This is a genomic window from Neisseria sp. P0006.S009, assembly GCF_051962915.1.
GTDB classification, from domain to species: domain Bacteria; phylum Pseudomonadota; class Gammaproteobacteria; order Burkholderiales; family Neisseriaceae; genus Neisseria; species Neisseria subflava_E.
In genome coordinates this window covers 8,371-20,321 of record NZ_JBQCUV010000002.1, presented here as the reverse complement: position 1 = coordinate 20,321, position 11,951 = coordinate 8,371, and the positions used below count along the sequence as shown (strand labels likewise).

Genomic DNA, 11,951 nt, shown 5'->3' with positions numbered 1-11,951 from the left:
TGCTTAAAAATTGTACAATTTCAGCCCTTTCAATTTGGCGCAAACATCATGCACATCGGCGGCTATTTCATTGACAATCCTATCGCACTTGCCCCCATGGCAGGCATTACGGACAAACCGTTCCGCCGGATTTGCCGCGAGTTTGGCGCAGGGTGGGCGGTATGCGAAATGCTGACCAGCGATCCGAGCTTGCGCCATACCAAAAAAACCTTGCGCCGTAGCGATTTTGAAGGCGAGGGCGGAGTGGTGGCCGTGCAGATTGCCGGCAGCGATCCGCAGCAGATGGCGGAAGCCGCGCGTTACAATGTCGGCTTGGGCGCGCAGGTCATTGATATAAACATGGGCTGTCCGGCCAAAAAAGTCTGCAATGTTCAGGCAGGCAGCGCATTGATGCAAAACGAGCCGTTGGTTGCCGAAATCTTGGCAGCCGTTGTCAACGCGGTGGACGTACCCGTTACCCTCAAAACCCGTTTGGGCTGGCATGACGAACATCAAAACTTGCCGACCATCGCCAAAATTGCCGAAGAATCAGGCATCGCAGCCCTTGCCATCCACGGACGTACACGCACGCAAATGTACAAAGGCGAAGCGCGTTACGAACTGATTGCCGAAACCAAAGGCCGTCTGAACATTCCCGTTTGGGTTAACGGCGATATTACTTCGCCGCAAAAAGCCGCCGCCGTCCTCAAACAAACCGCCGCCGACGGCATCATGATAGGGCGCGGCGCACAAGGCAGGCCGTGGCTTTTCCGTGATTTAAAACATTACGCCGAACACGGCGTTTTGCCGCCGGCCTTGAGCTTGGCAGAATGCAACGCCACCATTTTGAACCACATCCGCGCCATGCATGAATTTTATGGCGAAATTGCCGGCGTACGCATCGCCCGCAAACACATCGGCTGGTACATCGATGAAATGCCCGACGGAGAGCAAACACGCCGGGAAATCAACCGCTTGGATAGTGCTGCGGCACAATACGATACCCTTGCCGCCTATCTTGAAATACTTTCAGAAAAAACCAACCGTTGGGTATGCCATTATCGGGAAGGCTGAAGAGTTTCAGACGGCCTCATCATTTAAAAACAAATCTAAAGAAAGACAATCACGATGAATCAAACGACGACTGACATTGCGCAATGTATTGAACAAAACTTACGACAATACTTCAAAGACTTGGATGGTACGGAACCTTGCGGCGTGTATGATATGGTATTGCATCAAGTGGAAAAGCCGATGCTTGCCTGCGTGATGGAGCAATGCGGCGGCAACCAGTCTAAAGCGGCGGTTATTTTGGGTTTGAACCGCAATACCCTGCGTAAAAAATTACAACAGCACGGTATGCTGTAATGCGGCAGGGCAATCCGTCCTGACGGTCGAAGGAGAAATAACAATGCAAAATCCGAATAAGTTAAATATCCATTTCATCTTGCACGAGGCATTTGAAGTGCCGGGAGCATATTTGAAATGGGCGCAATGGCGCGGACATAACATCAGTACAACCAAAGTGTACGAAAGGGAAACCCTGCCTGACAATGTGGATGATATAGATTTTTTGATTGTGATGGGCGGGCCGCAATCGCCTGATGAAGACAGGCAGGCATTCCCGTATTACGACCCCGAATCAGAGCTGTGCCTGATGCGTCAGGCGATGGTGGCGGATAAATATATTGTCGGCGTGTGTTTGGGTGCGCAGCTTTTATCCGTTGCCTACGGCGCGCGCCACACACGCAGCCCTGAGCGTGAAATCGGCATTTATCCGATTGAGCTGACGGCGGAAGGTTTGGCGGATGCCCATGTTTCCCTGTTGGGCAAAACCCTGAATACCGGCCATTGGCACGGTGATATGCCCGGTTTGACGGATAAGGCGGTTGTGTTGGCAACCAGCAAAGGCTGTCCGCGCCAGATTATCCGTTTTGCGCCCAAACATTATGCCTTCCAGGCCCATTTGGAGTTTGACCATGAAGCCGTCGGGCTGCTGATTGCGGTGGACGGACGCGAAAATGTGGCCGAACAAAGCCAAGCCCAAACTTATGTCCAGCATCCGGATAAAATCGAAGCGGCGGATTTCAGTGAAATGAATGCCAAACTCTTTGACTTTTTGGATTCGCTGACGCAGACAAAATAAAAAAGGCTAACTCTCCAGGCCGTCTGAATAATAAATATAGAGAAGAAACGATTAATCCTTTTTAAAAGGTCGGACCATGTTCTATCAAATACTTGCCCTGCTGATTTGGGGCAGCTCTTTTATCGCTGCCAAGTATTCTTACGAGATGATCGACCCTGCGCTGATGGTTGAGGCACGGTTGTTGATTGCCGCGTTGATGGTACTGCCGTCGTGCCGCCGTCATTTGGGTAGGATTCCGCGGAGCGAGTGGAAGCCGTTGTTGTGGATTTCCTTTGTCAACTACGTTGTCGTTTTGATGCTCCAGTTTATCGGTTTGAAATACACGTCTGCCGCCAGCGCGGTTACCATGGTGGGGTTGGAGCCTTTGCTGGTGGTTTTTGTCGGTCATTTCTTTTTCAACGACAAAGCGAAAATTTACCACTGGATTTGCGGTACGGCGGCGTTTGTCGGCGTGGGCATGATGGTAATGGGCGGCGCGGAAGAGGGCGGTACGATTGACTGGTTCGGCTGTCTGTTGATTTTGCTTGCGGGATTGGGTTTTGCAGGCGTGATACGTCCGAGCCAGCAGATGGTTGCCCGTATCGGTGCGCCTGCATTTACCGTGGCTTCCATGGCGGTGGCGGCGGTGTTGTGTCTGCCGTTTTCGCTGGTGTTGGCAGACAGTTATCAAATCAACTGGTCATGGGGCGGTACGCTGTCGATTTTATATATGGGGATCGGTTGCAGCTGGCTTGCCTATCTGTTGTGGAACAAAGGCATGAACAAAGTCCCTGCCAACGTATCCGGCCTACTGATTTCGCTTGAGCCGGTCATCGGCGTTATCATGGCGGTGTTAATTTTGGGCGAACATTTAAGCGCTATGTCTGCGATGGGCATTACCGTCGTTATTGCGTCCACTTTTGTCGCCGGTATGTTGGCGCGTGTCAGCAACAAACACAAAAAAGCCGTCTGAAAACGGTTTCAGACGGCCTGAAGTAAGCAGTATCTTTTTTCAATAAAACATTTTGGGAAAATTTCTATGAAACACATTATCTCCCTGCTTTTGCTTGCCTGCCCTATCTTGGCGTCGGCTGCACCCGATAACGATAAAGCCGCCGTACAAGCCGTCATTGCCAAGTATTACAACCGACCGCTTGCCGCGCACAAATGCCAGCTCGCCAAGCCGCCGAAAGACAGTGAGACAGTATCTGACAATATTATGTATTGCATGAAACCCGTTGCCGACCATACCGTAACGCGCAACGGCAAAGCCGCGCGCTATGTGTTGTACACAGGTTTTGCCTACGATTTAGAAGAGAAAGAAAAAAATGACGCGCACGCCTCTTCGGGTTTGGCAGAATTGTTTGTTTTGGAAAAAACAGACGGCAAGTGGGCAATCAAACAGCACGGAAGAGATGAAATCGGCGCATGGGGGGATGTGCCGGAGAATAAGGCGTGGAAGTTTGTTCAGGTGGGCGCGCAAAACTGGGGCTACACTGTCGAGTCAAGTTATACAGGCCAAGGCGACACGACGACTTCGCAAAACTTCCTGTTTACCGATGATAGCAACCGCATCCGTAAAAGCTTTATTATCAGCGGTAACGATAACGGCGCATATTTTGGAGATTGCGATGAATGGAAAGGGCGTGAAAAGCGAGACTGCAAAGACAGATATACCAGCCTGGAAGCCAAAATTGCTTTTGACAAAAGCCGTCCTGCCGTATCCGGCGTATGGGCGTTGACTGCAAAACTCAGCGGCGTATCAGGAAAGAAAAATTATAAAAATCAGAAATATATTTTTCCTTATAACGGCAAAACCCACGTTGCCCCCAAAAACTATCCCTTGGGCGGACAATAGTTCCCCCGAAAAACGCTTTGATCAAACCATTACTACCTCAAGTCAAAACCCGTGAAAGACACTCATAAACTCTGGGCCGCCCTCATCATTACCGGCATCATCGGCGGCATGGTCGGCATTGTATTAACCGAAATCATGCATACAATTCAACATCTTGCCTATGGTTACGGTTCAGACGGCCTATACGTTTCATTCCGAGAGGGCGTAGCGCAGGCAAGTCCTGCGCGGCGTATCGTGGTCGTGGCCTGTTGCGGCGTGGTGGTCGGCTTGGGGTGGTGGTTGCTCAAACGCTACGGCAGGCCGCAACCGGGTATCAAAGCCGTGGTTAAAAATCCGCTTGCCGGTTTTCCGTTTTTGGAAACCGTCAGCCATGCCCTGTTGCAAATCATTACTGTCGGGCTGGGTTCGCCGCTCGGCCGCGAAGTTGCGCCGCGCGAAATGACCGCCGCTTTCGCCTCAGTCGGCGTCAACCGTTTCGGGTTGAGCGAAGACGATGCAAGACTGGTCATTGCTTGCGCCTCGGGTGCAGGTTTGGCGGCCGTGTATAACGTGCCGCTCGCCTCCACACTTTTCATCCTCGAAGCCATGCTGGGCGTATGGACGCAGCAAGCCGTCGCCGCCGCATTGCTGACTTCCGTCATCGCCACCGCCGTCGCACGCATCGGCTTGGGCGACGTGCAGCAATATCATCCGGCCAACCTTTCCATTAACACCTCATTACTTTGGTTTTCCGCCATCATCGGCCCGATACTGGGCGCAACCGCCGTCTTTTTCCAGCGCACCGCCCAAAAATTCCCCTTCATCAAGCGCGACAACATCAAAATCATTCCCTTGGCCGTCTGCATGTTTGCACTCATCGGCGCGATTGCCGTTTGGTTTCCCGAAATTTTGGGCAACGGCAAAGCAGGCAACCAATTGACCTTTGGCGGCATGACCGACTGGCAACACAGCCTTGAGCTGACCGCCGTCAAATGGCTGGTCGTCTTAATGGCGCTGGCGGCAGGCGCATACGGCGGCCTGATTACCCCGTCCATGATGCTCGGCAGTACCATCGCTTTTGCCGCCGCAGCCGCGTGGAATACTTTCTTTCCTGCCATGTCCTCCGAAAGCGCGGCCGTTGTCGGTGCCGCCGTTTTCCTCGGCGTTTCCCTCAAAATGCCCCTGACGGCCATCGTCTTTGTTTTAGAACTCACCTACGCCCCCGTTGCCTTGCTCATGCCATTATGCGCAGGCATGGCAGGCGCAGTATGCATGGCGAAGAAAATGGGATTTAAATAGTCAAAAACATCAGGCCGTCTGAAACCGAGTTTCAGACGGCCTTTTACAATAAAATTGTCAACAATATCTATAAAAACCTACTGCCAAAAAGGCGAAAATAGCGGATAATACCGCCCTGAAAATTCATCCCATATCGATTAAACCTTCAAAAAAGGAATCCCCATGTCTTCCATCAAACGCGCCCTGATCAGCCTGTCCGACAAGACAGGCGCAGTCGAATTTGCCCAAATCCTGACCAAGCTCGGTGTAGAAATCCTCTCTACCGGCGGTACAGCAAAGCTCTTGGCTGATGCAGGCGTTCCCGTTATCGAAGTTGCCGACTATACCGGTTTTCCCGAAATGCTCGACGGCCGCGTGAAAACCCTGCATCCGAAAATCCACGGCGGCATCCTCGGCCGTCGCGATTTGGACGAACACGTCGCCAAGATGGAAGAACACGGCATCGGCAATATCGACCTCGTGTGCGTCAACCTCTACCCCTTCGCCGCCACCATCGCCAAACCAAATTGCACACTGGAAGACGCGATTGAAAACATCGACATCGGCGGCCCGACCATGGTGCGCTCTGCCGCGAAAAACTGGAAACACGTCGCCATCGTTACCGATACCGCCGATTTCCCTGCCATCGCCGCCGAACTCGAAGCCAACAACGGCGCATTGAGCGACAAAACCCGTTTCAACCTTTCACGCAAAGCATTCAGCCATACCGCCCAATACGACGGCATGATTTCCAACTACCTGACCTCGCTTTCAGACGACGTCTTGAGCGGTCAGCCCCAAATCGGCGAATTCCCAAGTCAGTTCAACCAAAGCTGGATTAAAGTGCAAGACATGCGCTACGGCGAAAATCCGCACCAACGCGCCGCGTTCTACCGCGATATTTACCCTGCCGCAGGCAGCCTTTCCGCCTACAAACAGCTCCAAGGCAAAGAATTGTCGTACAACAACATCGCCGATGCCGATGCCGCCTGGGAAGCCGTCAAATCCTTCGATGCGCCGGCCTGCGTGATCGTGAAACACGCCAATCCGTGCGGCGTAGCCGTTGCAGCCGATACCTTGACCGCCTACAAACTCGCCTACGCTACCGACACCACCAGCGCATTCGGCGGTATCATCGCCTTCAACCGCGAAGTGGACGGCGAAACCGTCAAACAAATTACCGACAACCAATTTATGGAAGTCCTCATGGCGCCGAAGTTTACCGCCGAAGCCCTCGAAATCGCCGCCGCCAAGAAAAACGTGCGCGTATTGGAAGTGCCGCTCGAAGCAGGTGCCAACCGCTTTGAACTCAAACGCGTCGGCGGCGGACTGTTGGTACAAACCCCCGACATCCATCGCATCAGCCGCGCCGATTTGAAAGTCGTCTCCAAACGCCAACCGACCGAACAAGAATGGAACGACCTGATGTTCGTTTGGAATGTCGCAAAATACGTTAAATCCAACGCTATCGTCTTCGGCAAAGGCGGTCAAACCTACGGCATCGGTGCAGGCCAAATGAGCCGCGTGGACAGCACCCGCATCGCCGCCCGCAAAGCGCAAGATGCCAATTTCGACCTCAACGGCGCATGTGCCGCTTCCGATGCCTTCTTCCCCTTCCGCGACGGCGTAGATGTCATTGCCGAGCAGGGCATCAAAGCCATCATCCATCCCGCAGGCTCCATGCGCGACCAAGAAGTCTTTGACGCAGCGGACGAACACGGCATCGCCATGGTCGTCACCGGCATCCGCCATTTCCGCCACTGATAAGCTGATATAAAATAAAGGCCGTCTGAAAACAAAGTTTCAATATCATGAAACCAGTTTTCAGACGGCCTTCTTCAATCATCAAATAATTTAGCGGCCTAACTGTAAATCAGGACAAAGCAACCAAGCCCCAGCCCGTCCGATTCATGCAGCAACACAACGCCACACAAGCCTAAAACCAACCCACTCAGAGAAAGAAACATGAGACACATCCTCCTCATCCTTACCCTCGCCACACTCACCGCCTGCGCCTCCAGCCATACCGGCGGCTACGGCTATGCCGGCAACAACGGCGCATCCGCAGGCGTGACCCAAACATTCCGGTGGTAAGGCCGTCTGAAAAATAACACAGTTTTCTACAATAGAGAACAAACAAATCCCAAACGTAAAGGCAAGTTTTACACTTGCCTTTTTAACGCTGTCCATCGGCTCAATAGCGCATAAATTCGTGTCATTTGCCCGCTGTTTGCTATGTTAGAAAACGTTAAAGGCCATCTGAAAACAGGCGATATAAACCCATCACACGGTTTAAACCGATCCTCGATACAAATCTCATTAATTCTCTAAATAAAAGCTGACATCTAAATCTATCACTAAAATAACTATCCTGTTAACATATTATTTAATAATCATTATTATTTAAAATTTCAATAAAAATCATATAGTTAGAAAAGGCGTTTAAAAAAACAACAAGTAAATCTAACTAGCATGACCGTTGAGGGCGAAAAAATAACACTTTATCGGAAGAGTTGATTTGTAAAACCAAACGCATATAAAATTTGGACAAGGATTCCGAATGCATTGAAAGAAGCTGACAAAAAGTGACTTGTTAAGAAACAAGCTGACAAAAAACGGCACATCGTTTCCCAAACTTCACAAGCTTCCCAAAATGTATCAGCATAAAATCCCATAAAACAGGAATTTAGCTGCCATTCGGCCGAGTGGAAACTTTTGGCACGGGAATTGCATACAAGAGATTACGACGTAAAACCGCATAAAGGGGAGACTCTGAAGTGCGGCATATGTATGGGCAAGCGGTTTATGGCCGAGCAAACGTCCCAAAAGAAATCAAACCCCTTACAGGAAAATCGATATGAATAAAGTCTTTAAAGTCATTTGGAACCACGCGACCCAGACATGGACCGCGGTTTCCGAAATCAGCCATGCGCACGGCAAAAAATCCGCTTCTGACAAGCGTAAAGCCGTAGCTGTTGCAGTTGCAGCGGCAGGTGCCTTGATGGCTTCCGGTGCTGCTCAAGCAGGTGTGGAGACATCTGCTAGTACAATTACCATTAAATCAGATAATCCAAATAATGTGGTAGGTACTAATCAAGGTACACGCAATATTAATATTGGTACTGGTGCAAATACCTATAGATCTGAGCCTGGTAATGTGCTGTCTCATGACTCAATTGCGATTGGTTCTGAGGCAACTGGTACTGGAGATAAGGCAGTAGCTATTGGTAATGCAGCTAATGCAACTAAAGAAAACAGTGTTGCGCTTGGTCATGGTACAGTAGCTTCTGATACTAATGCTATTGCAATTGGTCAAAATGGTCAGGCAACTGGAAATCAAGCGCTTGCAATAGCTGCAGACTCAAAAGCGACAGGTGTTCAGTCTATTGCGGTTGGTTCCACATCTCAATCTACTGGGGAAGCATCAATTGCTGTTGGTAAAACAGCATTGGCTACTGCAAATGCAGCAGTTGCAGTTGGTTCGGATGCTCAAGCGACTGCTCAAAATACAGTAGCAGTAGGTATTCACTCTAAAGCTACCAACCAACGTGGTGTTGCTGTTGGTACATACTCAGAAGCGACTGCAGACAACACAGTAGCAGTTGGTGGTTTCTCCAAAGCTACTAGTGAAAGAGCGACAGCAGTTGGTGTGTTGGCAAAAGCATCTGGCGAATCTTCGTTTGCAGGTGGTGCGGCAGCTAATGCTTCAGGCACTAACTCTATTGCTATCGGTGGTGCAAAAGATGGTTCTTCTGCTGATAGTAAATCTGCTGCTAAAGCAGCTGGGGCACAAGCTATCGCTGTAGGTTATAAATCCCAAGCCCTTGCTGACAACACTATCGCTCAAGGTAACGGCGCTACTGCAAACCAAGCTGCTGACGTTGCTGTAGGTTACAACTCTCAAGCCAATGGTACTTCAACTGGTTCTGATGGTGACGGCGTGGTGAATAATGCCGGTTCTGCAATGGCGATTGGTACCGACTCTCAAGCAACCGGTATCGTGGCAACTGCTATCGGCCAACGTTCTCAAGCTCTGGCAAACGGCGCAGTAGCATTGGGTGGCGACGCTAAAGCTAAAAAAGGTTCTGCTGTAGCAATCGGTCGCGGTTCTGTAGCGGACGGTATTTCTGCCGCTGCATTCGGTCCTGCTGCTCAAGCAACTGGTAAATACGCAGTAGCTTTGGGTGTACAAAGCCAAGCTACCTCCGAACAAGCCATCGCATTGGGCCGTGGTGCTCAAGCCAATGGTGGCCAATTTGCAACTGCCCTGGGTAACGGTGCTCAAGCAACAGCCAAAAACACTCTGGCTTTGGGTACAGAAGCTAAATCTACTATCGAAAACAGCGTAGCCCTGGGTAACGGCTCTACAACCAACGCATTCGCACCTACTAACAGCGCTACTGTTGGCAACTACACTTACGGCGGCTTCGCAGGCGCAACCAGCGCTTTAAATAACGGCGCAGTATTGTCTGTAGGCTCTGCAGGTAACGAACGTCAAATTCAAAACGTTGCTGCAGGTCGTATCTCTGCAACTTCTACCGATGCAATCAACGGCTCTCAATTGTACGCTGTTGCAAACCGCATCGAAAACCTGAATCCGTTTGTATTCTCAGGCCATAATGGTAGCGGTAGCTCACCAGCTGAAGGTACATACAAATACGATCCTAAATCAAATGCCAATAACACTCTGAAACTGATCGCCGGTAACGGTTTGACAATGACCTCAAACGGCACTAACGAATACACCCTGAGCGTAATTGGTGGTGGTTCTACTGGTGCTTCCGGTGCAACTGGTGCGGCTGGCCCTAAAGGCGATACTGGTGCAACTGGTGCTAAAGGCGAAAAAGGTGATACCGGTCCTGCAGGTCCTAAAGGCGATACCGGCGATACCGGTGCAAAAGGCGGCAGCATCACTGGTGAAGTTGTAGATAATAAAGACGGTACCCATACAATCACTATTACTGATCTTGAGACCGGTACAGTTACTACTACTATCGTAAAAGATGGTAAGAATGGTAAAGACGGTAAAGACGGCGCTACTGGTGCAGCCGGCGCTAAAGGCGACAAAGGTGATACTGGTGCAGCCGGCGCTAAAGGCGACAAAGGTGACACTGGTGCAGCCGGCGCTAAAGGCGACAAAGGTGACACTGGTGCAGCCGGCGCTAAAGGCGACAAAGGCGATAAAGGTGATACTGGTGCAGCCGGCGCTAAAGGCGACAAAGGTGATACTGGTGCAGCCGGCGCTAAAGGCGACAAAGGCGATAAAGGTGACACTGGTGCAGCCGGCGCTAAAGGCGACAAAGGCGATAAAGGTGACACTGGCGCAGCCGGCGCTAAAGGCGACAAAGGCGATAAAGGTGACACTGGCGCAGCCGGTGCTAAAGGCGACAAAGGTGACACTGGTGCAGCCGGCGCTAAAGGCGACAAAGGTGATACTGGTGCAGCCGGCGCTAAAGGCGACAAAGGCGATAAAGGTGACACTGGCGCAGCCGGTGCTAAAGGCGACAAAGGTGACACTGGTGCAGCCGGCGCTAAAGGCGACAAAGGTGATACTGGTGCAGCCGGCGCTAAAGGCGACAAAGGCGATAAAGGTGACACTGGCGCAGCCGGTGCTAAAGGCGACAAAGGTGACACTGGTGCAGCCGGCGCTAAAGGCGACAAAGGCGACAAAGGTGATACTGGTGCAGCCGGCGCTAAAGGCGACAAAGGCGATAAAGGTGACACTGGTGCAGCCGGCGCTAAAGGCGACAAAGGTGATAAAGGTGACACTGGCGCAGCCGGTGCTAAAGGCGACAAAGGTGACACTGGTGCAGCCGGCGCTAAAGGCGACAAAGGCGACAAAGGTGATACTGGTGCAGCCGGCGCTAAAGGCGACAAAGGCGATAAAGGTGACACTGGTGCAGCCGGCGCTAAAGGCGACAAAGGTGATACTGGTGCAGCTGGTGCTAAAGGCGACAAAGGCGACAGCATCACAGGTGAAGTTGTAGATAATGGTGACGGTACCCATACCATCACTATTACTAATCTAGGTGATGGCTCAGTCACTACTACCATCGTTAAAGACGGTAAAAACGGTAAAGATGGTAAAGACGGTGCTACTGGCGCAGCCGGCGCTAAAGGCGACAAAGGTGACACTGGCGCAGCCGGCGCTAAAGGCGATAAAGGTGACACTGGTGCAGCCGGCGCTAAAGGCGACAAAGGCGATAAAGGTGACACTGGTGAAAAAGGTGGCAGCATCACAGGTGAAGTTGTAGATAATGGTGACGGTACCCATACAATCACTATTACTGATCTTGAGACCGGTTCAGTCACTACTACCATCGTTAAAGACGGTAAAGACGGTGTAGATGGTAAGAATGCTAAAGCCGACGTTAAAGACAACGGCGATGGTACTCACACTGTAACTATCACTGATGGCGAAGGTAATACCACTACTACTATCATTAAAGACGGTAAGAACGCTGAAGCCGATGTTAAAGACAACGGCAACGGTACTCACACTGTAACCATCAAAGACGGTAACGGTAACACCACTACTACCATCATTAAAGACGGTGCAACTGGTGCCAAAGGCGATACCGGCGCAACTGGTGCAACCGGTGCTGACGGTAAGAACGCTGAAGCCGATGTTAAAGACAACGGCAACGGTACTCATACTGTAACCATCAAAGACGGTAACGGTAACACCACTACTACCATCATTAAAGACGGTGCAACTGGTGCCAAAGGCGA

At 51.1% G+C, this 11,951-nt stretch carries 9 protein-coding genes and 1 pseudogene; all 10 read left to right on the top strand.

Translation table 11 applies throughout. The features are described from left to right. The first annotated feature begins 48 nt into the window (after window positions 1-48). A complete protein-coding gene (dusB, locus tag ACTHTK_RS03895; protein WP_371459706.1) occupies window positions 49-1,053 on the top strand; it encodes a tRNA dihydrouridine synthase DusB in 1,005 nt (334 codons plus the stop codon). A 54-nt stretch (window positions 1,054-1,107) separates the two neighbouring features. Beyond that, complete coding sequence (locus tag ACTHTK_RS03890) at window positions 1,108-1,347, top strand: Fis family transcriptional regulator (protein WP_003684241.1); 240 nt, start codon at window positions 1,108-1,110, stop codon at window positions 1,345-1,347. A gap of 43 nt (window positions 1,348-1,390) precedes the next feature. Beyond that, window positions 1,391-2,125, top strand: coding sequence for a glutamine amidotransferase-related protein (locus ACTHTK_RS03885; protein WP_107723685.1), 735 nt, complete (start codon window positions 1,391-1,393; stop codon window positions 2,123-2,125). 76 nt (window positions 2,126-2,201) lie between these two features. Further along, window positions 2,202-3,077 (top strand): DMT family transporter, encoded by an 876-nt coding sequence (locus ACTHTK_RS03880; RefSeq protein WP_107723684.1) that lies wholly within the window; start codon window positions 2,202-2,204, stop codon window positions 3,075-3,077. A 66-nt stretch (window positions 3,078-3,143) separates the two neighbouring features. Then, window positions 3,144-3,962, top strand: a complete 819-nt coding sequence (locus tag ACTHTK_RS03875; protein ID WP_440378389.1) for a hypothetical protein — start codon at window positions 3,144-3,146, stop codon at window positions 3,960-3,962. Window positions 3,963-4,070: 108 nt separating this feature from the next. Then, window positions 4,071-5,240, top strand: a complete 1,170-nt coding sequence (locus ACTHTK_RS03870) for a chloride channel protein (RefSeq protein WP_440378490.1) — start codon at window positions 4,071-4,073, stop codon at window positions 5,238-5,240. A gap of 162 nt (window positions 5,241-5,402) precedes the next feature. Next, window positions 5,403-6,983 (top strand): bifunctional phosphoribosylaminoimidazolecarboxamide formyltransferase/IMP cyclohydrolase, encoded by a 1,581-nt coding sequence (purH, locus tag ACTHTK_RS03865; RefSeq protein WP_440378388.1) that lies wholly within the window; start codon window positions 5,403-5,405, stop codon window positions 6,981-6,983. A gap of 201 nt (window positions 6,984-7,184) precedes the next feature. Then, window positions 7,185-7,313, top strand: coding sequence for a hypothetical protein (locus ACTHTK_RS03860; RefSeq protein ID WP_440378387.1), 129 nt, complete (start codon window positions 7,185-7,187; stop codon window positions 7,311-7,313). Window positions 7,314-8,076: 763 nt separating this feature from the next. Then, window positions 8,077-8,652 (top strand): annotated as a pseudogene (locus ACTHTK_RS03855) (ESPR-type extended signal peptide-containing protein); the annotation flags it as partial. A 15-nt stretch (window positions 8,653-8,667) separates the two neighbouring features. After that, window positions 8,668-11,951 (top strand): collagen-flanked surface repeat-containing protein (locus ACTHTK_RS03850; protein WP_440379746.1); only part of this gene is annotated, 3,284 nt, incomplete at its 3' end.